We start from the raw sequence: 24,161 nt of genomic DNA, 5'->3' as shown, positions 1-24,161 counted from the left end.
GCGGATGGGCGGGGGAAGCCGCGCACCACGCCGGCTCGCACTCGCAGCCGCACAGGCAGTCCCCGCCGCCCTGGCGGCAAATCCTCCACAGACCGCGCCCGCGCCCGCCCGTGCGGAGCACGGAAAGGGCGGGCGGGCGGGGAAAGGCCGCAGATCACCGGCTCGCGCCTGCAGCCCCGCCGCAGGTGGGCCGCACCGGCCCCCGCGCGCAGCGCGAAGAGGGCGGGCGGCTGGGGGAGAGACCGCGCAGCGCCCGCCACGGCCGCAGGCGGCGCCGCGCCGGCCCCCGCGCGGAGCGCGAAGGGGGCGGGTGGGGGAGGTCCGCCGTGGTCGCTGTCCCTTCGAGCCGCTCGCCCCGGCAGGGGCGTAACGCAGAAGTAACCCGACGCCCCAACGGCCGACCTGCCCCCCTCCGTCCCGTTATGCCACGGCGGCAGCCGCCCGTACTGGACACCTGGGCCAGTCGCCGAGGCGGCCGTTCGACATCGCGGCGGTAGGTCGCCCGGCCGGGCGCCCGCAGGATGTGCGCCTGCCCGCCCACCCCCGGCCCGAGGAGCCCCGTGTCCGTCTCCACCACCCGCCGTTTCACGCTGCTCGGCGCGCCGTTCGACGGCGCCGCCACGCTCGGCTGGCCCGGCAGCCGCTACGCCCCCGCCCGGATCCGCGCCGCCATGGGCTGGATCCTGCAGCGCCGCGAGGACGGGCGGATCTACTGCCTGGACCACGGCACCACCCACCCCTTCCCCGAGGACCTGCTGACCGACGGCGGCGACGTGGCCACCGTGGCGCACGACCTGACCGCGACCCTGGCGGCCGCCGCCGACGCGGTGCGGGCGGCGCTGGCCGGCGGCCGGGTGCCGGTGCTGCTCGGCGGCGACGACTCGCTGCTCTTCCCGGCCGCCCGTGGGCTCGCCGAGTCGGGTCCCGGCTCGGTGGCCGTGGTCCACCTGGACGCCCACCTCGACCTGCTGGACCGCAACGAGCAGCAGGGCACTCACAGCCACTCCTCCGGGATGCGCCGCGCCAGCGAGCTGCCGAACGTCGACGTCTCCCGGTCCCTGCAGCTCGCCTCCCGCCACTTCAACTTCCCCTCCTCGCTCGCCTACCGCGAGGAGCGCGGGCTGCGGAACATCCCGGCCGCCGAGATCCACCGGCGCGGCGTCGACCCGGTCGTGGACGACGTGCTGGCCCATGTCGCCGGCGCGGACCGGGTGCTGCTCGCGTTCGACATCGACTGCGTCGACCCGGCGCACGCGCCGGGCGCCGGAGCGCACGAGCCGGGTGGGCTCACCTCCTACCAGGCGCTGCACCTCGTGCAGCGGCTGGCGCCGCACGTGGACGCCATGGTGCTGACCGAGGTCAACCCGCTCACCGACCTGCACGACCAGACCGCCAACCTCGCCGCCTACCTCGTCGCGCACTTCGTGGTGCACGGTGCCTCTACCGTGGAGTCCTGACATGGCAGACAAGCTCGTCATCCTGTTGTATCTCCTGGTCATGGTGGTGGCCGGGTATGTCGGCATGCGCCGCAGCCGCACCTCGGAGGACTTCGCCATCGCCGGCCGGCGCCTCGGCCCGTTCATGTACACCTCGGCCATGAGCACCGTGGTCCTGGGCGCTGCCTCCACGGTCGGTGGCGTGAGCCTGGGCTACCAGTACGGCGTCTCCGGCATGGTGCTGGTGCTCGCGCTGGCGCTCGGCATCGCGGCGATCGGCGTGTGTTTCGCCGGCAAGCTGTTCCGGTCCGGGGTCTTCACCGTCCCGGACGCGCTCGGCCGGCGCTTCGGCGCCCGTTCCCGCGTCCTGAGCTCGGCCGTCGTGGTCTTCTACACGCTGATGGTCGGCGTCGGTCAGATCATCGCCATCGGCACCGTGCTGACCGTCGTCTTCGACGTGTCCGCCACCACCGCCGCGTTCATCGGCTGGGCGACGATCATGCTCTACAGCGTGGCGGGCGGCATGTGGTCGATCACGCTGACCGACGTCGTGCAGTTCCTGGTGAAGACCGTCGGCATCCTCTGCCTGATGCTGCCGCTGGCCCTGCGTGAGGCCGGTGGCCTCGGCCGGATGCGGGAGGCGCTGCCGGACGGCTTCTTCTCGCCGACCGGCATCGGGGTCGGCACGATCTGGGCCTACTTCCTGCTGTTCTTCTTCGGCTTCATGATCGACCAGGGGAACTGGCAGCGGCTGCTCACCGCCCGCTCCGAGCGCGTCGCCCGCTGGGGCGCCGTCGCGTCCGGTGCGTACTGCGCGCTCTACGGTCTGGCCGGCGCGCTGATCGGCACCGCCGCCCGGGTCTCGCTGCCGGAGCTGGCCAATCCGGACGACGCCTACGCCCGGGTGGCCGCGCTGGTGCTGCCGGTCGGCCTGTTCGGCGTCGTCATCGCCGCCGCGCTCGCCGCGTCCATGTCGACCGCGTCAGGACTGCTCATCGGCGCCTCCACCGTGCTGACCAACGACGTGCTGCGGCCGCTCGGCGGCGCCCGCCGGGGCGGCGTCCGGGCGGACCGCGTCGCGCTGTTCGCCGTCGGCCTGGTCGCGCTCGGGCTCTCCTTCGCGCTGGACTCGGTGGTCGGCGCGGTGACGGTGGCCGCCGACGTGCTGGCGGCGGCGTTGCTGATCCCGGTGGTCGGCGCGATGTTCTGGAAGCGGAGCACCACGGCCGGCGCGCTCGCGGGCATGCTGGCCGGCACCGTGGTGTGCGTCGTGATGATGGTGCGCGCCGGCTTGTACGCCAACGAGCCGGTCAGCTGGGGCATGGTGGCCTGCCTGGTGGTCTTCGTCGCCGTCAGCCTGGTCACCCGGCCCGACCCGCGCACCGGCCCGCTCGACTTCGAGGAGCTGCCGGCCCTCGCCGAGGCGGCCGACCCCGCCGCCCCGCGGGTGCCGGCTCAGGCCCCGGCCGGCGACGACGACGGCGCGCCGGTGTCGTCGCCGCGCAGGGCGTGAGCCTGGAGGGCGAGCGCCAGTTCGAGCCGGACGTTGGCTGAGTCCAGGTTCCGGCCGAGGACCTCACGCACGACGTCGAGCCGGTAGTGCAGCGTGTGCCGGTGCACTCCGAGCTCGGCGGAGGCCCGGGCGACGGACCCGTTGTTGTCCAGGAACGCCCGCACCGTCGCGACGAGCGGGATGCCGCGGTCCGCCTCGGCGCGGCGCAGCGGGTCGACCAGCCGTCGCACCAGCAGCTCGGGCACCGGGCCGCCGGCCGAGGCGAGCAGCAGTTCGACGACGCCCAGGTCGCCCACCGCGGTGACGGCGCGCCCCTCCCGGCGCCCGATGGCCAGGGCCTGCCTGGCCTGCCGCAACCCCTCGGCCAGCCGGCCGGCCGGCACCTCGCCGCTGACCCCGACCCCGGCCCCGGCGGCGCAGGCCCGCCCCAGCGCCGAGCCGGGGTCGCGCACCGCCGGCAGCAGCCGGTCCGGGCGTGAGGTCAGCAGGACCGTCTCGGTCCCGCCGGCGTCGGCCGCCAGCACCGGCGCGGGGGCGTTCGCCAGCACCTCGTAGGGGTCGCCGCCCGGCCACCCGGCCGCGGCGGCGACCAGGACCGTCACCCGCCCCGGGTCGAGGCCGAAGGTGGACAGCAGCCGGGCCGTGGTCACCGGGTCGGCGTGCTCCCGCAGCGCGTCGAGCACCGCGTCCGCGCTGGCCCGCCGCGCCTGTTCCGCGGCGGCCCGGCGCTGCTCCAACTCGTAGGTGACCAGCGCGGCGGCCGCCGCGACCACGCTGTGTTCCGGGCCGGCGAACGCCGTGCCGCGGCGGATCAGCAGCCAGCCGAGCGCCCTGCCGGTGCCCAGGGCGTGTCCCATCAGGTGTCCCGCCGCGTCCACCACGGAGATCGACCGCCCGGCGTCGGTCAGCGTGCCGGTGATCTCCGCCGCTGTCCTGGCCGCCGCGCCGGCCGCCTCCGGCGGCGCCACCTCCACCACCGATCCGGCGGCGTCGAGCACCGCCGCCCAGTCGCCGAACCCGCGGGCCAGCACCCGCACGGCGCCGGGCGCGGCGCCGTGCCGCAGCGCCGCGTCGGTCAGCCGTCGGTACCCGTGCAGCGCGTGTTGCAGCGCGGCCCGCTCCTCGCCGGCGATGCGGGCGGCCACCGCCTGGGCCAGCGCGACGAACGGCGTCGCGTACGGCACCACGAGCACCGGCAGCCCCGCCTCGTCGCCGGCCCGCAGCACCTCGGGCGGCACCCGGCGGTAGACCAGGTCGACCGCGAAGCCGAGCCCGGCCGCGCCGGTCTCCGCCAACCGCCGCACCATCGCGGCCACGGAACCCGGCCCCTCGTGCCCGAGCCCCGTGGTCAGCACCAGGGACCCCGGTTCCAGCCAGGGCGTCGGGTCCGGCACCTCGCTGGCGTGCACCCAGCTGATCGCCCGGTCGAGCCCGGCCGAGCCGGCGGCCACGGACAGCCCGAACTCGCGCCGGGCGACCAGCTCCCGGACACTCAACGGCATGGCGCCCCCTGGCCGGTAATCGGATAAAGGATCACCAACTATGACACGGCCCGTCGTGCTCGCCGCCCCTTCGAGCCGCTGGCCCCGGCAGGGGCCGCCGGCAGGGGCTAGTCGCAGAAGGCGTCCCGCACCGCCGGTGCCTGGCTCGTCCACCAGACGACGAGCGCCGCCGCCGCCGCGAACTGCGGATCGGCCCGCTGGTCGCGGCGCTCGTAGTGCCACCGCAGCATCCAGAAGTCGTTCAACCGCTCCCACCACACCCGGTGCACGGCCGCCGCCAGCTCCGCCGGCGAGGCGCCCGTCGCCGCGCGGTAGGCGCGCGCGTAGGCGCGGACCTTCGGCAGCGCGAGGCTGCCGTCCGGCCGGAGGAAGAAGATGGCCGCGGCGCGCACCGCCTCCTCCGCGCGTGGCTGGACGTCGAGCCGGTCCCAGTCGACGATGGCCACCGGCTCCACCGGGCCCTCCGCCCGGTAGAGGAGGTTGAGCGGGTGGAAGTCCCCGTGCACCCACCCCTCCGCCGGGACCTCGGCGGGCCCGGGCCGCAGGTGGGCGTGGGCGTGCAGCAGGGTGCGGCGTTCCAGCAGCCGGTGCTCGGCCAGCTCGTCGAAGCCGGTCCTGCGGGGCCTGGCCCGGACCCGGCCGAGCAGCTGGTCGATGACGGCGTCCGTCTCGGCCGGCGCCGCCGCGCCCCGGCAGGCGGGGCGCGGCCTTGGCGCGCGCCTTATGACGAGTTCGAGCGCCCGGTGCACGCGCCCGAGCAGCGCGCCGAGCCGGCGGCTCTGGGCTCGGCTGAGCTGGCCGCCGTCCCGGTGGCGGCCCTCGATCCAGGGGTGCAGCGCGTAGCAGCGGTCCCGGTGCACGACGACGGTCCGCCCGTCGAGGTCACGGAGCGGCGGCGCGACCGGCAGGCCGAGCTCCGCGAGCGCCGCGGTGGCGCGGTGCTGGCGGAGCAGCGGTGCTATGTCCTCGGGGTCCCCGTCCAGGTGGTGCTTGAGGAAGAAGACGCCACGGGTGGTCGCGAGACGGTAGCCGTGGTTCAGCAGCCCCTCGGCCAACGGGGCGCACTCCAGTGGGCGCCCCGTGTCGTAGCGGCGCACCAGTTCGGAGAGGGTGCGCTCCTCCAACCGCGTCACGTGACCGGTCTCAGGTGGTGCTACCGGTGGTCTCGCTGCCCGCGGAACCCGTCTCGCCCCCGATGGCGCCTTCGACGGCACCCTCGCTGGTACCGGGGTCGGTCGTGGTGCCCTCGTCGGCACCCTCGTCCGTCTCGCCGCCGCCGTCGCCGCCCTCCGCCGCGCCGCCGTCCGACTCGTCCGGGGGCGTGGTCGGATCCTCGGTCGGCTCCTCGGTCGGCTCCTCCGTGGGGGTGGTCGGCTCCTCGGTGGGGGTGGTCGGGTCGACGGTCCCGGTGTCGTCGGTCCAGCCGCCGGTCGAGTCGCTCGGGTAGTAGGAGTCCCCGGTGTCGTCCTCCTCCTCGACCTCCTCCTCGGAGGCGGACGGGCTCTCGTCCGGCTCTTCCGACGGCTCCTCGACGGTCTCGGTGGGCGTGGGGTCGCTGTTCGGGTTCTCCTGCTCGCCGCCGCCCATGTTGGCCGCGACCAGGACGCCGGTGCCGATGGCGACCACGGCGGCCAGCGCCACCAGCAGCAGCCGGCCCCGGCGCCCGCCGCCCTGGCGGGGCGGCTCGGACCGGCCGCCGTCCGGGTTGCCGAGCAGCATGGGGGCGGTGAGCTGGCCGGTCGGCGCGTCGACCCCGGCGCGCGAGGCCGGGGTGCCCATCGGCGGGGTGGCGCCGCCGGTGATCGAGCCGGTGTTCCACAGGCCGCCGGTGTGGCCGCCGTGCTCCTCCAGCATCCGCAGCGCGTACTGGATCATGCCGCGCATCTCTTCGGCGGACTGGAAGCGGTCGTCCGGGTTCTTGGTGAGCGCCCGCATCACCAGACCGTCGAGCTCGGGCGGGGTGCTGGTCGACACCTCGGACGGCGGCCTGGGGGTGTCCTGGACGTGCTGGTAGACGACGGAGAGCGGGGTCTCGCCGACGAACGGCGGCCGCAGCGCGAGCAGCTCGTAGAGCAGGCAGCCGACCGCGTACAGGTCGGAGCGGGTGTCGACGGTCTTGCCGAGGGCCTGCTCGGGGGAGAGGTACTGGGGGGTGCCCATCACCATGCCGGTCTGGGTCATGGTCTGGGCGGCGCCGTGCAGCGCGCGGGCGATGCCGAAGTCCATCACCTTGACCGCGCCGGTGTCGGTGATGATCACGTTGGCCGGCTTGATGTCCCGGTGCACGATGCCGTGTTGGTGGCTGTAGGCCAGGGCCTCCAGCACGCCGGAGACGATGAGCAGCGCCTGGTTGACCGGCGGCGCCTCGGCGTCGATCAGCAACTCCCTGATGGTGCGGCCCTGGACGAGCTCCATCACCATGTAGGGCATCACGCTGCCGCCGACGACCTCCTCGCCGGAGTCGTAGACGGCCACCACCGCGTGGTGGTTGAGCCCGGCGACCGACTGTGCCTCGCGGGTGAACCGGGCCTTGGAGACCGGGTCCTCGGCGAGGTCGGCGCGCAGCAGCTTGATCGCCACGGTGCGGCCGAGCCGCAGGTCCTCGGCGGCGAAGACCTCCGCCATGCCGCCCCTGCCGAGCCGGTGGGTGAGCCGGTACCGGCCGTCGCCGACCAGCCCGTTGTTGCCCCACATCTCCGGCGTATCGGGCACCTCGTTGCCGGCGGCCTCGGGGTTTCCGTCGCCGGAATCCGCGGCGCCATGATCCTGTGCCATCAGTCCTCGCCGTAATCGCTGGATCGCCCAGCCATCAAACCCGTTCCGGGGGCGCGATGACAAGTTGGGTGGTCATGTCGACATCGCGTGAAGGGCGTTACGTGTCGTGCGTGCGATGTCGCGGTGTGTCACGTGCGGCTGGCCGCGCGGTGGCTCAGTGCGCCAGCGGGAAGCTCGCCAGGATGCGCTCGGCGAGCTCCGTGTCCCCCTCGACCTTCAGCTTGTCGGCCACCCGCCTCGGCTTCGTCCGCCCGCACACGACGCGGGTGAACGTCTCCCAGTCCATGGTGAAGGTCACGATCGGGCCGAGCGACGGGCTGCGGTCCACCGAGCCGACGCCGTCCTCGTCGACCCGCACGGTGCGCAGGAACTCCACGGGGCCGCTCACGTCGAAGACCACGGCCGACTTCTTCGGCGCGCCCGCGTCCTCGGCGATCACCTTCGGCAGTTTGTTCAACATCACGTCGCGCGCGATGTGGGCGGCCGGCGAGTTGACGTTCCCCGGCTGCCGCAGCGCGCGGCGCAGGTCCTGCTCGTGGAGCCAGACGTCGAAGACCCGCGCGGTGAGGAAGTCGACCAGCGAGGTCTGCCCGTACAGCGGGTGCGTGACGAGGTCGTCCGGCTTGCGGCGCTCGTTGCGCAGCTGGCGGGAGCGGCGGATGATGACGTACTCGAGCTCGCTGGTCATCTCCGGGCCCGTGTGGTGCCGGCGCACGTCCACCTGGACCTCCAGGTAGCGTGTCGTCTCGTCGACCACGTGGAAGAGGTCGCGCGGCAGGGTGTGGATGGGCCGCGGGTCGCCGAGCGCCTCGCACTCGCCGCCGATCACGTGTGAGACGACGTCCCGCACCGACCAACCCGGGCATTCCGTCGGCCGGTTCCACTCGCCGTCCACGAGCGTCGAGACGAGCTCCGATATCGCCTCGATGGTCTGGGTCCAGGCATCGATATACGGCTGAAGGCTCGGGTGCGGCACGGTCACGGGACCCCTCGTGGCGGTTTCGTCGCTGGTATCGGTGCAGGCAAGGGCGGAAGCAGGCTTGGGTGTTCACACGTTACGCTGCGCGGGGGCAGCCGGTGAATGCTTTCCTTAGGACGAATCCTAGGGGGCGACCGCGTCGTGCCTCACGCCCCGCCTCGTGCCCCGCGTCATGACGCGTCGAGGAAGGCGGTCATGGCGTTGGCCAGCAGGTAGGGATCGACGGCCGCGCAGAGTTCGCGCGCCGAGTGCATGGACAGGATCGCCACCCCGATGTCCACCGTGGGAATGCCGTGCCGGGCGGCGGTGATGGGGCCGATGGTGGTGCCGCAGGGCATCGCGTTGTGCGAGACGAACGTCTGCCACGGAACGCCGGCGCGCTCGCAGGCCGCCGCGAACACCGCCCGGCCCGTGCCGTCGGTGGCGTAGCGCTGGTTGACGTTGGTCTTGAGCATGGGGCCCGCGCCGGCCATCGGGTGGTGGTCCGGGTCGTGCCGCTCCTCGTAGTTGGGGTGGACGGCGTGCCCGGTGTCGGAGGAGAGGCAGAACGAGCCGGCCAGCGCCCTGGCGCGGTCCTCGACGCTCCCGCCCCGCGCGTGGACCGAGCGCTCCAGCACGGTGCCGAGCAGCGGGCCCTGGGCGCCGGTGTCGGAGGTCGAGCCGTTCTCCTCGTGGTCGAAGGCGGCGAGCACCGGGATGAAGCCGAGGTCGGCCGAGCCGGCGGCGGCGGTGAGCGCGGCGGTGCCGGCGTGCACCGAGACCAGGTTGTCGAGCCGCGGGCCGGCCAGCAGCTCGCGGTCCTTGCCCAGGTAGGCGGGCGGTTCGACGCTGTGCGCCATCAGGTCCCAGGCGACGACCTCGGCGGCCGGCAGCCCGGCCTCGGCGGCCAGGAACTCGATCAACTCGCCCTCACGCGGCCGGCCGATGCCCCACAGCGGCGTCATGTGCCGCTGCCGGTCCAGCTTCAGCCCGTCGTTGACGGAGCGGTCCAGGTGCACGGCCAGCTGCGGCACCCGCAGCAGCGGCCGGTCGACGTTCACCAGCACGGCGCGGCCGTCGCGCAGCGTGAGCCGCCCGGAGAGCCCGAGGTCGCGGTCGAGCCACGTGTTGAGCAGGGTGCCGCCGTAGATCTCGACGGCGAGCTGCTTCCAGCCGGCCCGGCCGGTGTCGGGGACCGGCTTGATCCGGAGGTTGGGGGAGTCGGTGTGCGCGCCGAGGATGCGGAACGGCGTGGCGGGGGTGGCGCCCTCCGGCACGTACCAGGCGATCAGCGCTCCGGCGCGCTGCACGTAGCGCCCGCCCGCGGCGCCGTCCCAGGCGGCGGTCTCCTCGACCTGCCGGAACCCGGCCTTCTCCAGGCGCAGCGCGGCGTTCGACACCGCGTGGTAGGGGGAGGTCGAGGCCGCGAGGAACCCCATCAGGTCGTCGGTGTGGGCCAGGTCGAACGGAGCGCTCATTCCCTCAGCATACGAAGCCGCCGCCCGCCTGGCCCGGTCTCGTCCCGCATTGTCGCCGGTATCTCATTCCCGCAGGCTGTCGAGCAGGTCCCGCAGCGCGGTGTGGTCGACGTGGCCGTACTCGGCCTGCGGACCGCTGCCCTGGACCCGGTCCCCGGCCTCGTCGGCCGCGGCGAGCACGTTGTCCGCTATCGACCGGGAGAGGACGCGGTTGTCGAGGCTGGGGTCCGCGACGTGGACGCCGCGCTCGATGAACTCCGCGACGCCGCCGCTGTTCTCCCACTGCCGCTCGAACAGTTGCCGGGTGAAAGCCTGGTCGCTCAGCAGGTCGCTCGCGGTGTCCCGGTTCTGGCCGGCGCCGGCCAACAGCTTGGCGCTGCCGGTGTTCTCGACCACGTTGTCGGGCTCGAAGTCGAACCACAGGAACTCGTCGGGTTCGTACTGCTGGCTCGTCCGCTCCTGGACGTCGAGCGCGACGAAGGCCATGCGCCGGCTGTTGCCGTCGTCGGCGGGCACGGAGGAGCGTTCGATGAGGTTGCCGAAGCCGTTGTACTTCTCCAACTGCTCCCGGAACGCGTCGGAGTCCGGGTCGTTCTCGAACAACGGCCCCTCGTGCTGGCTGAGGTACGGCGAGATGGCGTGGTAGGCGTCCCGCAGGCGGGGGGCGTCCGGATCCGGGACCCGGATGTCGTGGTTGAGCAGCATCATCACGCCGTTGCCGACCGCCGACTGCGCTCGCGCCAGCTGCATCGCGCTCTCCCCTGACAGCTCGTCGGCCGGTACGTTCCCCAGCGCGGCGAGCCCGTCCGCTCCCAGCGTGGCCAGGAACTCGTCCAGGTAGCGGCCCTCGGCGTCGCTCAACTGGCGCGGCCCGGCGGTGCCGTAGTTCTCCACCACGTCCCCGACCATGGAGAACAGGGCCCGGGCGTAGAAGTCCAGCATCTCCGGGTCTCCGCCGAGAGTCAGGGTCTCCTTGAGCGACTCGGCCGCGTACCTGGCCATCTCGGGGCTGGTCCACAGGTCGAGCGGCCCCGCGGTGAGGTCGTACCCCAGGTCGTCGAGCGCGTTCCCGTACCGGGTGAGCAGGCTGCGGTAGTCGTCGATGTCGCGGCTGATGGAGCCGTGCGCGTACTCGGCGTCGTCCGCGGCCATCCGCAGGTACTTGCCCCTGATCTCCGAGGCGAGCCCGGGGTCGTTCGGCCGGCCCTCCTCGGTGTACTCGACGGTGACCCGCTCGCCGCCCACGTAGTAGTAGCCGTTGGTCCGGTCCACGTACTCGGCCCGGGCCGCGGCCAGGTGCTCGGCGAGGCGCGGATCGAGATAGTGCTCGATCATCGAGCGCACCTCGAGCTCGGTCTCGGTGGCCACCTCCATGGCCTGGTTGAGGTAGCGGGAGACCTGCTCCATCTCCTCACCGTCGTCGGAGAGTTCGGTGGCCGTCCGGCTGTCGCGCTCCGCGCCGTCCACCACGGTCCGGCCGTCGACTCCGCCCGACTCCTCGGCGATCTCGGTGGCCCGCTCCGCCAACTCCCCGGTGTCGCCGGCCTCGCCGGCGGCCTGGCGGTACACCCGGGCGGTCTCGCCCATGTCCTCCGGGTCGATCTCCGCGGAGAACGTCCGCTGCAACCGCCAGGGCGCGACCTTGGCCGCCGCCTCGACCTCGTCCCGGGTGAACGTCAGCTCAGCCATCCCGCCACCTCCGTTTGCGGATTTGCTGGCTGAACGCTAGGCAGCCCGGTCCAGGGTGTCCACGCCAAGTGATCTTTTCTGAGCGCAACTTGAGGCTCACCCGCGTAGACCGCGTGGGGTCAGCGAGGAGGTGGCTCCGCCGACTCGAACCGGGCCCGGAGCGCCGCCGCCCGGGCGCGGTGCCGCCGGGCCTCCTCCGGCTCCTTCTCGTCGAGCGCGGCGGCCAGGCCGTCCAGGGCGGCGGCCTCGTGCCAGGGGTCGCCCACCTCCGCGTGGACGGCCGCCGCCCGCCGACAGAACGCCGCCGCGTCCTCGTCCCGCCCGAGCCGCCGGTACACCTCGCCGGCGCCCTGCCAGGCCAGCGCCTCACGGTTCCGGTTGCCGAGGCGCCGGTGCACGGCGGCCGACCGCTGGTACGACTCGAGCGCCTCACCGAACCGCCCGGCGGCCCGCTGCGCGTTGCCGAGGGTGATCAGCCAGTAGGCCTCGCCGATCGAGAAACGGAGGTCGAGGGCGATGTCGACGGCGCGCTGCGCCGAGTCCAGCGCCTCCGCCAACTGGCCGCTCTCGCGCTGGATCTCACTGAGCACGCGCAGCGCGTTGCCCTCGCTGCGGCGGTCACCGAGCTCACGGAAGGCCGTCAGGGCGCGCTCGACATCCTCGGCGGCCAGCCTCAACTGGCCGGCCTCGTAGCGGGCTTGGCCCCGGTTCGCGAGGGCGTTTCCGGCGCCGTGACTGTTGCCGAGACCTTCGTGCAGTGCGATGGCCTGGGAGAACAGATCCTCGGCGGCCGAGAGGCGGCGTTGGTGGAAGTGGTTGAGCCCGACGAGGTTGAGCGAGGCGGCCTCTCCCTCCCGGTCGCCGAGCTCGCGTCGGATGCCCAGCGCGCGCCGGTGGCACTCCAGGGCCTGGTTCAGCCGATTGACCCGGCTGTGGCTCATGCCGAGCCCGGTCAACAGCAGGCTTTCGCCCGCGCGGTCGCCGACTCTTCGGGCGGCTTGGAGCCCGATCTCGCCGGCTGGCGACCAGGCGTCGCTGTGCGCGGAGGGCGCTTCGACGAACTTCGCGACGGCGGCCAACTGCCAGGCGTATCGGTCGAGTCCGGCCTCCTCGGCGGTGCGGATCGCGCTCAGGAGGTTGGCGTACTCGCGCTCGACCCAGTCCATCGCCGCGTCGTGGTCGGGTAGCGGGAGTGGCACGACGCCGGTCGCCGGCGGCGTGAGCGGCAGGCGGGCCCTCGTCGGGTCGAGCCATCCCTGCGCGGAGTCGGCGGTGTGCAGATACCAGTCGAGCACCCGGCGCAGCGCGAGCCTCCGCTCCTCGGCCGGCTCGTCGCGCTGTGCCTGGTCGGCGGCGTAGGCCCGCAGCAGGTCGTGGAACTCGTAGCGGTCGGGGGCGGTCTGCTGGAGCAGGTGTGCGTCGGCCAGCGCGGTCAGCGCCTGGCGGGTCCTGGGGACGCTGCCGCCGGCGAGTGCCGTGGCCCCGTGGACGCTGAACTCGGGGCCGGGATGCAGGCCGAGCAACCGGAAGAGACGGGCTACCGAACCGGGTAGGGCGCGATAGGACCAGGCGAAGACGGTCCGCACCGCGCCCGTGTCCTCGCCGTCGCCGGTGCTCAGGGCGTCCCACAGCGTGGACTCGTCACGCAGCTCGGCGATCAGGTCGTCCAAGCGCAGATGTGGATAGCTGGCGGCCCGCTCCGCGGCGATGCGGAGGGCCAACGGCAGGTGGGCGCAGAGCCTGGCCAGCTCGGTCAGCTTGTCGGCGTCGTCCTCCGGCCGGTATCCGGCGGTGACGGCGCGCAGCAGGGAGACCGCCTCAGGTGCCGGGAGGGTACCGAGGGTGAGGCGGTGGGCGCCGTCGCGTATGGCGAGGCCGGGGAGGCGGCTGCGGCTGGTGACGAGCACCAGGCTGCCGGCCGAGCCCGGGAGCAGCGGCCGGACCTGGCGGACGGTGGCGGCGTTGTCCAGGACGATGAGCATGCGCCGGTCGGCCAGCATCGAGCGGAAGAGCGCGGCGCTCGCCTCCTCGTCGACCGGGATCGCGCCCTGCGGGACGCCGAGCGCGGTGAGGAAGCGATGCAGTGTCTGCTGCGCGGTGACCGGCTCGTCGGGGTCGTAGCCACGCAGGTTCACGTACAGCTGGCCGTCCGGGAACCGCTCCTCGATCTGGTGGGCCCACCGCAGCGCGAGCGAGGTCTTCCCGGCCCCGGCCGTGCCGGCGATCACGCACACCGACACGACGAGGGGTTCGTCCCCGTCACCGGCGAGGATCGCGTCCAGCCGCTCCAGCTCGGCCGTGCGATTGACGAAGCCCCTGATGTCGCCCGGGAGTTGGCGCGGAACGGGGGCCTCGGCCGATTCACCGTGAGTGCTGATGGTCCTGCTCCGTCCAGGCCGGAGGCGCGGGCAGATGCGCGACCTCACGCTTCACATAGGCGACCAGGTCCTCGCCGGCCTCGTACAGCTCCCTGAGGAGGTCGGTCCAGCCCGCGACGAGCTCCGGGTCGGTGAAGCGGACGGCGCCGTCGGAGAGTCCTTCCTCCGTGTACTGCACGCTGTAGAGCGTGTGGCCGCCGATGGAGACCAACTCGGGCAGTGGCCCGGCGGCTTCCAGCGGGCCGATGTCCTCGACGTGCACCACGCGGACGGGGATGCCGCTCTCGGCCCGCACGCGCAGCGAGTTCAACTCCCACTGCACGTAGGGGGTCAGGGGTCTTGCCACCACTCGAACCCGGCGGAAGACGCTGCCGCGCCGTCGGTCGTCCTGAGCGAGCTCGACCAGGCCCGGTCGGGTCTCCTGGATCAGCCGCAGGGACTCGGCCCAGTCGCCGCGGCGGAACGCGTCCCAGCTGGGGTTGTTCCGCTCCAGGAAGTGCTGGCGGCGCTCCAACTTCCAGGAGTCGAGGCCGCGGACCGCGTTCCTGCGCTCCGCGAAGTCCTGGTGGTAGTCGTCGAGCGACAGCCGCTCGCCGCGCGCGGGATCGAGGGCGAGAAGGGACACGTCAAGCATCGGGGATGTCTGCTTTCGCGGCGCTGAGCATCGTTCCCGGGATGACGACCAGCCGCTCGTCGGCGGCGAGCGTGACGCCCTCCGGGAGCCGGGAGCGGTAGGCGGCCGTGACGTCACGGCCGATCACCGCTATGTCGCCGTTGTCGAGCTGCCAGATGTCCGGGCAGTCGTTGTCGCCGTTGGTCACGCCCAACTCCTGCGGCGACTTGCCCAACCGCCGTGCGAATAACGCCGATGTGTCGGCGTTCCAGGGACGGGACATCGCTTACCCCCATCGAGACGCGGATGCATACCCACAGTACGGGAGGTGGTTACGGTGAGCAACGTTCGCATTCGGCCACGTATCGGGCGCCGGACACGAAGCCGGCCCCCGGCGGCGTGGGAGTGCCGGGGGCCGGTGGTTCGGGGGAGCGAAACGCCGGGACGCTAGAACGCGGCCTCGTCGAGGTCCATCAGGTGCAGGTCGGTGGTCTCGGCGACGGTGCGGGCCACGGCGACGCCGGGGAGGACGGTGGTCGCGAAGTGGCGCGCCGCGGCGATCTTGCCGGCGTAGAAGGCGCGGTCCTTCGCCGAGGCGGTCGGCAGCTTGGCGGCGGCCACGGCCGCGCCGCGCAGCAGCAGGTAGCCGACGACGACGTCGCCCGCGGCCATCAGGAAGGAGGTGGTGTTGAGGCCCACCTTGTAGAGGGAGCGGACGTCCTTCTCGGTGGCCGCCAGGTCGGTCAGCAGCACGCCGACCATGGCCTCGAGCTCGCCCACCGCGCGGCCGAGCTGGTCGAGGGAGCCGGCGAGGTCCTCCTGGCCCGGCGCGTCGGCGAGGAACTTCTTGATCTCCTCGGCGATCGCGGTCAGCGCCACGCCCTGGTTGCGGACGATCTTGCGGAAGAAGAAGTCCTGGCCCTGGATGGCGGTGGTGCCCTCGTAGAGGGTGTCGATCTTGGCGTCCCTGATGTACTGCTCCAGCGGGTAGTCCTGGAGGTAGCCGGAGCCGCCGAGGGTCTGGAGGGAGTGCGCCAGCTGCTCGTAGGACCGCTCGGAGCCGTAGCCCTTGACGATCGGCAGCAGCAGGTCGTTGATCGCCTCGTCGGCGCTCGCGTCCTCGCCGGCGTGCTGCTTGACGAGGATCGCGTCCTGCACGCTCGCCGTGTAGAGCACCAGGGACCGCATGCCCTCGGCGTACGCCTTCTGCGTCATGAGGGAGCGGCGCACGTCGGGGTGGTGGGTGATGGTGACGCGGGGCGCGGTCTTGTCGGCGAACTGCGTGAGGTCGGCGCCCTGGACGCGCTCCTTGGCGTAGGCCAGCGCGTTGAGGTAGCCGGTGGAGAGGGTGGCGATGGCCTTGGTGCCGACCATCATCCGGGCGAACTCGATGATCTTGAACATCTGGCGGATGCCGTCGTGCTTCTCGCCGAGCAGCCAGCCCTTGGCCGGGGTGCCGTGCTGGCCGAAGGTGAGCTCGCAGGTGTTGGAGATCTTCAGGCCCATCTTGTGCTCGACGTTGGTGGCGTAGACGCCGTTGCGCTCGCCGAGCTCGCCGGTGTCCCAGTCGAAGTGGAACTTGGGGATGATGAAGAGGGAGAGGCCCTTGGTGCCGGGGCCGTGGCCCTCGGGGCGGGCGAGGACGAAGTGGATGATGTTCTCCGAGAGGTCGTGCTCGCCGGAGGTGATGAACCGCTTCACGCCCTCGATGTGCCAGCTGCCGTCCTCCTGGCGGATGGCCTTGGCCCGGCCCGCGCCCACGTCGGAGCCGGCGTCCGGCTCGGTGAGCACCATGGTGGAGGCCCACCGCCGGTCCACCATCAGACGCGCGATCTTGCGCTGCTCCTCGGTGGCCTCGTCGTAGAGGACCCGGCCGAAGGTGGGTCCCGAGGCGTACATCCAGATGGCCGGGTTGGAGCCCAGGACGTTCTCCCCGGCCGCCCAGACGAGGGAGCGCGGCGCGGTGAGGCCGCCCAGCTCCTCGCCGATGCTCATCCGCCACCACTCGGCGTCCATGTAGGCGTCGTAGCTCTTCCGGAACGACGCGGGCACCGGCGCGGTGTGGGTGGCCGGGTCGAAGACCGGCGGGTTGCGGTCGCCGTCCTCGTAGGACGCGGCCAGCTCGTTCTCGGCCAGGCGCGTGATCTCGGCGAGCATGTCCCTGGCGGTCTCGGCGTCCGTCTCGGCGAAGGGGCCGGTGCCGTACACGGCGCCGCGGCCCAGCACCTCGAACAGGTTGAACTCGATGTCGCGGAGATTCGACTTGTAGTGCCCCATGGCGAACGACTCCGTATGTGGTGGGAGAAAGGCTCTTACCGGCAGGTAACCACCAATCATGCTACCCACGGGTAATAAGAAGCAAGCGGAAACCGGTCAAGTGTGAGTCAGTAGGCTTTCCACTCATGTACGGCTACGACAACCAGTCCGCCTACGCGGGCCAGCAGCAGCCCTACGGGGTCCAGCAGCAGCCGCTCGCCGGCTACGGTGGGCAGCAGCTCTATCCGGAGCAGCCGCAGCCTGCCGCGCCGGCCGCCCCGCCACCCGCGCCGCCGTCCCTGGCGGACGCGCTGCGCGCCTACACCTCGGGGGCGATGTCCAGCGAGGAGTTCCACGACATCTTCCTCGGCGCCAAGATCTACTGCCCGCGCGGCGAGAACCCGGGCTTCCTGGCCCTGCACAACACCCAGCAGCCGGTGATCCCGCTGTTCACCTCGCTCAAGGAGCTGCGGCGCTACGCCGGCAAGGAGTCCCGCTTCTTCACGGTCACCGGCGGCGAGGTGCTCGACCTGCTGCCCACCGGCTACGGCTTCGCGCTGGACATGGAGGGCGAGCACCGCCTGGTGCTGGACGCCAAGTCCGTCGAGGAGATGGTCGACTACACGATGCGACGGATGTACGGCTGACGGCGCGCCCGCGGGTGCGGGCGCGGGCGCGGGAATGCGACCCCCTCGACTTCTGTTGAGCGTTCAACTACTCTGAGGTCAGTCGTCGAGGAGGCTCGTCATGCCAGCGATCACCGTTGACAACCCGCTCACCCTGCCGCGCGTCGCCGCACCCGCGCCGACCGCCGTGGCCCGCCCGGTCCGCGCCGTCTCCACCGCGCCCACCGGCTTCGAGGGCGAGGGCTTCCCGGTCCGCCGCGCCTTCGCCGGGATCAACTACCGCAACCTCGACCCGTTCATCATGATGGACCAGATGGGCGAGGTGGAGTACGCGCCCGGCGAGCCCAAGGGCACGCCCTGGCACCCGCACCGGGGCTTCGAGACGGTCACCTACATCATCGACGGGATCTTCGACCACCAGGACAGCCACGGCGGCGGCGGGACCATCACCAACGGCGACACCCAGTGGATGACGGCCGGCTCCGGACTCCTCCACATCGAGGCGCCGCCGGAGCACCTGGTCGTGTCGGGCGGCCTCTTCCACGGGGTCCAGCTGTGGGTGAACCTGCCGGCCAGGGACAAGATGATGGCGCCGCGCTACCAGGACATCCGCGGCGGCAGCGTCAAGCTCCTCACCTCCCCCGACGGCGGCGCGCTCCTGCGCGTCATCGCCGGCGAGCTCGACGGCCACCAGGGCCCCGGCATCACCCACACCCCGATCACCATGGTCCACGCGACCCTGGCCCCGGGCGCCGAGGTCACCCTGCCGTGGCGGGAGGACTTCAACGGTCTCGCCTACGTGCTGGCCGGACGCGGCTCGGTCGGCGCGGAGCGGCGCCCGATCCAGCTGGGGCAGACCGCCGTCTTCGGCGCCGGCGGCTCGCTGACCGTCCGCGCGGACGAGCAGCAGGACGCGCACACTCCGGACCTGGAGGTCGTCCTCCTCGGCGGACAGCCGATCCGGGAGCCCATGGCCCACTACGGCCCGTTCGTCATGAACACCCGCGAGGAACTCCAGCAGGCCTTCGAGGACTTCCAGAAGGGCCGGCTCGGGACCGTCCCGGCCGTGCACGGGATGACCGAGGGCGGGCTGTAACGGGCGGGCGGGCGGCCCGCCACGCCGGCTAGATTCGGTGGCATGACCACGCACGACCAGCCCATCAGGCCCCTATCCACCGCCCCGCCGACCGACGTGGACGTCGCGATCGTCGGCGCCGGCCTGATGGGCTCGGCCGCCGCCTGGGCCGCCACCCGGCGCGGCCGGTCCGTCGCGCTGCTCGAACGGTTCGCCGTCGGCCACGACCACGGCTCCTCGCACGGCAGCGCCCGCATCGTGCGCCGCGCCTACGCCGACCCGCTCTATGTGCGGCTGACCGGCCGGGCCATGGAGCTGTGGCGCGAGCTCGAACAGGACGCGGACGCCCGGCTGTTGCGGATCACCGGCGGCGTCGACCACGGACCGGGCGGCGAGCCGGGCGCGGTGGCGGCGGCGCTCGCCGCGTGCGGCGTCGCGCACGAGACGCTGCCGGCGGCCGAGGCCGAACGACGCTGGCCCGGGCTCCGGTTCGAGGGCCAGGTGGTGCACCAGCCGGACGCCGGCACCGTGGACGCGGCGGCCGCGGTGACCGCGTTCGTCCACCTCGCCGGCCGGCGCGGCGCCGACGTGCGCGCCGGGACGCCGGTCGACCGGATCGTGGTCGAGGGCGAGGACCGGGCCAGGATCGAGACCGCCGCCGGACCGCTGACCGCCCGCCGGGTCGTGGTCGCGGCCGGCGCCTGGACCGCCGGGCTGCTCGGCGAGCTGCTGCCGCTGCCCCCGCTGACCGTCACCCAGGAGCAGATCTTCCACTTCCCGCGCCGCGAGGCCGCCTCTGCGGACTGGCCGGTGGTGATCCACGACGGCGAGCTCTCGGTCTACAGCCTGGCCGGCGGCCGCGACGGCGGCCCGGGGAACGGGCGCAAGATCGCCGAGCACCACGCGGGCCGCGCCACCACCGCCGACACCAGGGACGGTCTGGTCGACCCGGCCGCCAGGGCGCGGATCGTCGACTACGTGCGGCGCTGGCTGCCCGGGCTCGAACCCGAGCCGTTCAACGAGGCCACCTGCCTGTACACGTCGACGCCCAACGAGGACTTCCTCCTCGACCGCGTCGGGCCGCTCGTGGTGTGCTCGCCCTGCTCCGGACACGGCGCCAAGTTCGCCCCGCTGATCGGCGAACTCGCCGCCGACCTCGCGGACGACCGGCCCGCGCCCGACCGCCGGTTCACGCTGGCGGCGCACCGGGCCTTCCGCGGCTAACGGGCCGTTCGCTGGCGCTCGTGGAGCTCGAACCAGGTGGTCTTGCCCATGCCGCGGGGCGCCGAGCCCCAGGCGTCGCACAGTGAGTCCATCAGCAGCAGCCCGCGGCCCGAGGAGGCCAGCTCGCCCGGCTCCCGCAGGTGCGGCAGCTGGTCGCTCGGGTCGCTGACCTCCACCCGCAGCAGCCGGTCGCCCGGCGGGCCGCTCAGCTCGGCGACCAGCAGCGCGTCCCCGTCGGTGTGCCGCAGCACGTTGCCCAGCAGCTCGGACAGCATCAGCACCGCCCCGAACACCCGCTCCGCGTCGTCCCACTCGTGCAGCATCGCGGAGATCTCACGCCGCGCCTGGGCGATCTTGGCCGGCTCGGACTGCCCCACCGAGAGCACCACCCGCCGCACCCGGGTGGCCTGCTCCGGCGGCCGCCCGCCGGCGCCCGGCGGGCGGCGCAGCAGCACCAGCGCGATGTCGTCCCGGTCCCCCTCGACCAGCGGCGCGGTCGCCGCCACCGAGCTGGGCGGCACCCGCACGGCCGGCGCCTGCACCGACTCGATCACCGTGTCGGCGAGGTCGTCCAGATGCAGCCCGCTCAGCCCGCGCAGCGTCGAGCCGAGCCGCGCCCAGCCCACCTCCAGGTCGCCGTGGCCGGTCTCGACCAGGCCGTCCGTGCACAACAGCAGGATCTCGCCCGGCTGGAGGTTCAGCCGGGTCGTCGGGTAGTCGTCGCCCACCGCGTCCACCCCGCCGACGCCGAGCGGCAGCCCGCCGGCCGTCGGCCGGGTCAGCAGCGTGCCGTCGGGCAGCACCATCCCCGGGTCCAGGTGGCCGGCCCGCGCCACGTCGAGCGTGCCGGTCGGCGGGTCCACCTCCAGGTAGAGGCAGGTGGCGAACCGCGGGTCGTCCTGCCCCGCGTCGCCGCTGGTCAGCGCGGAGAGGAAGCGGGAGGCACGGGAGAGCACCGCGTCCGGCCGGTGCCCCTCCGAGGCGTAGGCGCGCAGCGCGATCCGCAGCTGCGCCATCACGGCCGCCGCCCGCACGTCGTGCCCCTGCACGTCCCCGATGACCAGCGCCACCCGCCCGGACGGCAGCGGGATGACGTCGTACCAGTCGCCGCCCACCCGCAGCCCGCCGCCGGTGGGCACGTAGCGGGCGGCCACCTGCATGCCCGGCACGACGGGGCGCGCCGCCGGGCGCATGGTGTGCTGGAGGTCGGCGGCCAGCTCGCGCTCGGTGTCCTGCAGGAAGGTGCGGGACAGCGCCTGGGCCAGCAGCCGCGCCAGCGTGGAGAGCATGGCGCGGTTCTCGACGGTGAAGTCCACGTGGTAGGTGAACGCCACCAGCCAGGAGCCGATGATCCGGCCGGCCACCACCAGCGGCAGGTAGGCCCAGGACGCGCGGTGGTACCGCTCGATGACGGGCCAGTAGCGCGGGTAGCGCTCGGCGTACTCCTCGGGGGTGCTCAGATAGACGGCGCGCCCGGTGCGCAGCACCTCGGCCGCCGGGTAGGGGGCGGTGATGCTCATGGGGAAGCCGAGGTCGGTGGTGTCGATGGGGGTGCCGTGGTACTCGGCCAGCCAGATCCGGTCGCCCTCCCGGGAGTAGATGGCGATCCCGTCCGGCGAGAAGCCCGGCATGGCCAGGGCCGCCGTCACCCGCAGCACCTCCTGCGTGGTGCCGGCCTCGGACAGCGCCTGCCCGGCGTCCAGCACGAACGCCTCCCGCGCCCGCTCCCACTCCCAGTCGGCCTCCCCGCCGGGGGCGTGGTGCGCGCGCTCACCGTCCCCGTCCAGCAGCACCTCGACCAGGGTGCCGGCGAGGCCCTCGCCCGCCACGTGGTTCACCCGCAGGCGCAGGGTGCGCAGCAGCTCGCCCCGCTCGTCCACCACCCGGAACTCGGCCTCGGCGATCCGGCCCTCGGAGCGCTCCAGCGTGATGGCGCGCTCCATCTCCATCCAGTCGTGGATGGGGATCCGGGACCTGACGGCGGCCTGCGAGAGGGTGGCGGGCTCGGCGGCCAGACCGAGGAGCGCGGCCGCCGTCGCGTCGAGCACGGCCACGCCGCGGACGTCGTCCCAGACCCAGAGGCCCGTCCCGGAGGCGGCCAGCACGTCCTCGGTGCGCACAGTGACCCATCGTATTCCGGTTTGACGGGTTATGTCGCTCCACGTCGGGCAGGCGGGGAAACGGGGCGAGCGGCCCCGTAACGCGACGGTAGTCTGAGAGGCCGTTCCCACACACGGCTAACGATCTGGATGAGCGATGCATCGGTACCGGTCCCACACCTGCGGTGAGCTGCGCGCCACCGACATCGGCAAGGACGTCCGGCTGTCGGGCTGGCTGCACAACCGGCGGAACCTGGGCGGCATCCTCTTCGTCGACCTGCGCGACCACTACGGCATCGTGCAGCTCGTCGTGCGCCCCGGCTCGCCCGGCTACGACGCGGTCAACGAGCGGCTGAGCTCGCTCGCCAAGGAGACCGTGGTGCGGGTGGACGGCAAGGTCGTCGGGCGCGGCGCGGAGAACGTCAACCCCGAGCTGGGCACCGGTGAGATCGAGATCGAGGTCGGCGAGGTCGAGGTGCTCGGCGGCGCCGAGCAGATCCCGTTCACCATCAACACGGAGGACGGGGTCAACGAGGAGCGCCGCCTGGAGTACCGCTTCCTCGACCTGCGCCGCGAGCGCATGCACCGCAACATCATGCTGCGCAGCCAGGTCATCTCCGCGATCCGCCGGAAGATGACCGACCAGGGCTTCACCGAGCTGGCCACGCCGATCCTCTCGGCCACCTCGCCGGAGGGCGCCCGCGACTTCCTGGTGCCGTCCCGGCTGCACCCGGGCACCTTCTACGCGTTGCCGCAGGCGCCGCAGCAGTTCAAGCAGCTGCTGATGATCGCCGGCTTCGACCGGTACTTCCAGATCGCGCCCTGCTTCCGCGACGAGGACGCGCGGGCCGACCGCTCGCCCGGCGAGTTCTACCAGCTCGACATGGAGATGAGCTTCGTCGAGCAGGAGGACGTCTTCCAGGTCATCGAGAAGGTGATGACCGAACTGTTCGAGGAGTTCGGCGGCGGGCGGCACGTCACCTCCCCCTTCCCGCGGATCCCGTTCCGCGAGGCGATGCTCACGTACGGCTCGGACAAGCCGGACCTGCGGGCCAGGCTCGAACTGGTCGACGTCTCCGAGGTGTTCGCCGGCTCGGGCTTCAAGGCGTTCGCGGACAAGCACGTGCGGGCGCTGGCCGTGCCGGACACCGCCGACCAGCCGCGGAAGTTCTTCGACCAGCTGGGCGCCTTCGCGGTCTCGCTCGGCGCGCAGGGCCTGGCGTGGGTCCGGGTCGGCGCGGACGGGCGGACGCTGACCGGCCCGATCGCCAAGTTCCTCACCGAGTCGGACGTCACGGCGCTGCTGGCCGCCGTCGGCGCGACCGCCGGCACCTCGATCTTCTTCGGGGCCGGCGACTTCGACGAGGTCTCCAAGATCATGGGCGCGGTCCGGGTGGAGGCCGCCAAGCGGGCCGGCCACTTCGACGAGAACGTCTTCCGCTTCTGCTGGATCGTCGACTTCCCGATGTTCGAGCGGAACGAGGACACGGGCGCGATCGAGTTCTCGCACAACCCGTTCTCCATGCCGCAGGGCGGCCTGGAGGCGCTGAACAGCAAGGACCCGCTCGACGTGCTGGCCTGGCAGTACGACATCGTGTGCAACGGCGTCGAACTGTCCTCGGGCGCGATCCGGAACCACGAGCCGGACATCATGTACCGGGCGTTCGAGATCGCCGGCTACAGCCGGGAGGACGTGGAGCGCGAGTTCGGCGGCATGCTGCGCGCCTTCCGCTTCGGCGCCCCGCCGCACGGCGGCATCGCGCCGGGCGTCGACCGCATCGTGATGCTGCTGGCCGACGAGCCGAACATCCGCGAGACCATCGCGTTCCCCCTCAACGGCAACGCGCAGGACCTCCTGATGGGCGCCCCGAGCGAGGTCAGTGAGGCGCGGCTGCGCGAACTCCACATCGCGCTGCGGAAGAAGTCGTAGCCGGGGGTTCTTCCCCGCCCACCCTTTCGCTGTGCGCTTGGCGTGGGCCGCGCGGTGCGTGCGCGGCTCGCAGGCCCGGGTCACCGGCGCGCTCCGCGCGCCTGGTGCCCGGGCCTGCGGCCGTGTCGGGCACCTGTCCTTCGAACCTCGGACCCGCGAGCAGGTCGGGCTCATCGTGGCCCGCTCGAAGGCCAGCGCGTGGCGACCATCGGGTTCGCCGTGCACCCCTCCCGGTGGGGCCGCGGTTTCGGCTCGGAGACCGTGGCGCTGTTGCACACGACTGACCCGGCCCGACGACCTGTTGGCGTCGCCCGGTTTGCGCTGGTGCACGCCGCACGTACCACCGGCGCGAAGCCGCGCGTCAGCCGAAGAGCCGCCCGTTCCCGACCGCGCGGAGGAAGGCGGACCAGCCGGCCGACGCGTAGACCAACGCCGGGCCCTCCGGCGCCTTGCTGTCCCGCACGGGGACCAGGCCGGCGTCCGCGAAGGTGCGCGAGCACGCCACGCACTGGCCTCCGTCGCCCTGGCTGTAGGACGACGTGAACCAGACCGCGCCGTTCAGGTCCACACCCACGTTCATCCTCGAAGCTGCGAAGCGCCGCTCGCCGG

The 24,161-nt window shown here is 73.0% G+C and carries 18 protein-coding genes; 6 read left to right on the top strand and 12 right to left on the bottom strand.

Annotated features, from left to right (window positions below):
• Nucleotides 1-560 precede the first annotated feature (560 nt).
• Together RNC47_RS21225 and RNC47_RS21220 are read left to right on the top strand one after the other, a co-directional pair.
• Nucleotides 561-1,457: an arginase family protein gene (locus tag RNC47_RS21225; RefSeq protein WP_311601041.1), complete on the top strand. Its 897-nt coding sequence runs from the start codon at nt 561-563 to the stop codon at nt 1,455-1,457.
• A 1-nt stretch (nt 1,458) separates the two neighbouring features.
• On the top strand, nt 1,459-2,949 hold the full coding sequence (locus RNC47_RS21220) for a sodium:solute symporter family transporter (protein ID WP_311601040.1): 1,491 nt from the start codon (nt 1,459-1,461) through the stop codon (nt 2,947-2,949).
• On the opposite strand, the gene RNC47_RS21215 is transcribed toward RNC47_RS21220, so the two are convergent.
• The 10 genes from RNC47_RS21215 to RNC47_RS21170 all read right to left on the bottom strand — a co-directional run bounded on the left by RNC47_RS21215 (nt 2,892) and on the right by RNC47_RS21170 (nt 16,619).
• Nucleotides 2,892-4,451: a PucR family transcriptional regulator gene (locus RNC47_RS21215; RefSeq protein ID WP_311601038.1), complete on the bottom strand. Its 1,560-nt coding sequence runs from the start codon at nt 4,449-4,451 to the stop codon at nt 2,892-2,894. The genes RNC47_RS21220 and RNC47_RS21215 overlap by 58 nt on opposite strands.
• Nucleotides 4,452-4,558: 107 nt before the next feature.
• Nucleotides 4,559-5,584: a phosphotransferase gene (locus tag RNC47_RS21210; protein ID WP_311601037.1), complete on the bottom strand. Its 1,026-nt coding sequence runs from the start codon at nt 5,582-5,584 to the stop codon at nt 4,559-4,561.
• A 10-nt stretch (nt 5,585-5,594) separates the two neighbouring features.
• Nucleotides 5,595-7,226 carry a protein kinase domain-containing protein gene (locus RNC47_RS21205; RefSeq protein WP_311601036.1) on the bottom strand — a complete coding sequence of 544 codons (1,632 nt, stop codon included), beginning with the start codon at nt 7,224-7,226 and terminating at the stop codon, nt 5,595-5,597.
• 154 nt (nt 7,227-7,380) lie between these two features.
• Nucleotides 7,381-8,202: a maleylpyruvate isomerase family mycothiol-dependent enzyme gene (locus RNC47_RS21200; RefSeq protein WP_394814837.1), complete on the bottom strand. Its 822-nt coding sequence runs from the start codon at nt 8,200-8,202 to the stop codon at nt 7,381-7,383.
• Between the two features lie 173 nt (nt 8,203-8,375).
• The gene (locus RNC47_RS21195) at nt 8,376-9,662 is read right to left on the bottom strand and encodes a M18 family aminopeptidase (RefSeq protein WP_311601034.1); all 1,287 of its coding nucleotides are present in this window, start codon (nt 9,660-9,662) and stop codon (nt 8,376-8,378) included.
• 63 nt (nt 9,663-9,725) lie between these two features.
• Nucleotides 9,726-11,351, bottom strand: coding sequence for a hypothetical protein (locus tag RNC47_RS21190; protein ID WP_311601033.1), 1,626 nt, complete (start codon nt 11,349-11,351; stop codon nt 9,726-9,728).
• A gap of 119 nt (nt 11,352-11,470) precedes the next feature.
• Nucleotides 11,471-13,777 (bottom strand): ATP-binding protein, encoded by a 2,307-nt coding sequence (locus RNC47_RS21185; protein ID WP_311601031.1) that lies wholly within the window; start codon nt 13,775-13,777, stop codon nt 11,471-11,473.
• Nucleotides 13,713-14,363, bottom strand: a complete 651-nt coding sequence (locus tag RNC47_RS21180; RefSeq protein WP_311601030.1) for a DUF6879 family protein — start codon at nt 14,361-14,363, stop codon at nt 13,713-13,715. Before RNC47_RS21180 ends, RNC47_RS21185 begins: the two co-directional genes overlap by 65 nt.
• Complete coding sequence (locus RNC47_RS21175) at nt 14,356-14,625, bottom strand: hypothetical protein (RefSeq protein ID WP_311601029.1); 270 nt, start codon at nt 14,623-14,625, stop codon at nt 14,356-14,358. Before RNC47_RS21175 ends, RNC47_RS21180 begins: the two co-directional genes overlap by 8 nt.
• 164 nt (nt 14,626-14,789) lie before the next feature.
• Nucleotides 14,790-16,619, bottom strand: coding sequence for an acyl-CoA dehydrogenase (locus tag RNC47_RS21170; RefSeq protein WP_311601028.1), 1,830 nt, complete (start codon nt 16,617-16,619; stop codon nt 14,790-14,792).
• Between the two features lie 125 nt (nt 16,620-16,744).
• On the opposite strand from RNC47_RS21170, the gene RNC47_RS21165 reads away from it, so the two are divergent.
• From RNC47_RS21165 to RNC47_RS21155, 3 genes are all read left to right on the top strand, one after another.
• Nucleotides 16,745-17,245, top strand: coding sequence for an SseB family protein (locus RNC47_RS21165; protein ID WP_132931220.1), 501 nt, complete (start codon nt 16,745-16,747; stop codon nt 17,243-17,245).
• Nucleotides 17,246-17,345: 100 nt separating this feature from the next.
• A complete protein-coding gene (locus tag RNC47_RS21160; protein WP_311601027.1) occupies nt 17,346-18,320 on the top strand; it encodes a pirin family protein in 975 nt (324 codons plus the stop codon).
• A gap of 42 nt (nt 18,321-18,362) precedes the next feature.
• Complete coding sequence (locus tag RNC47_RS21155) at nt 18,363-19,523, top strand: FAD-dependent oxidoreductase (RefSeq protein ID WP_311601026.1); 1,161 nt, start codon at nt 18,363-18,365, stop codon at nt 19,521-19,523.
• Here the strand turns inward: RNC47_RS21155 and RNC47_RS21150 are convergent.
• Entirely contained in the window at nt 19,520-21,643 is a 2,124-nt protein-coding gene (locus RNC47_RS21150) for an ATP-binding SpoIIE family protein phosphatase (protein WP_311601024.1), read from the bottom strand. The two genes, RNC47_RS21155 and RNC47_RS21150, sit on opposite strands and share 4 nt — an antisense overlap.
• Before the next feature lie 136 nt (nt 21,644-21,779).
• On the opposite strand from RNC47_RS21150, the gene aspS reads away from it, so the two are divergent.
• A complete protein-coding gene (gene aspS, locus RNC47_RS21145; RefSeq protein WP_311601023.1) occupies nt 21,780-23,552 on the top strand; it encodes an aspartate--tRNA ligase in 1,773 nt (590 codons plus the stop codon).
• 361 nt (nt 23,553-23,913) lie between these two features.
• On the opposite strand, the gene RNC47_RS21140 is transcribed toward aspS, so the two are convergent.
• Entirely contained in the window at nt 23,914-24,132 is a 219-nt protein-coding gene (locus RNC47_RS21140) for a DUF397 domain-containing protein (RefSeq protein ID WP_311601022.1), read from the bottom strand.
• Between the last annotated feature and the right edge of the window lie 29 nt (nt 24,133-24,161).

Source organism: Streptomyces millisiae, assembly GCF_031845425.1.
Taxonomy (GTDB): domain Bacteria; phylum Actinomycetota; class Actinomycetes; order Streptomycetales; family Streptomycetaceae; genus Streptomyces; species Streptomyces millisiae.
The sequence above is the reverse complement of the archived record's forward strand: the minus strand, read 5'-3'. Positions and strand labels throughout refer to the sequence as shown.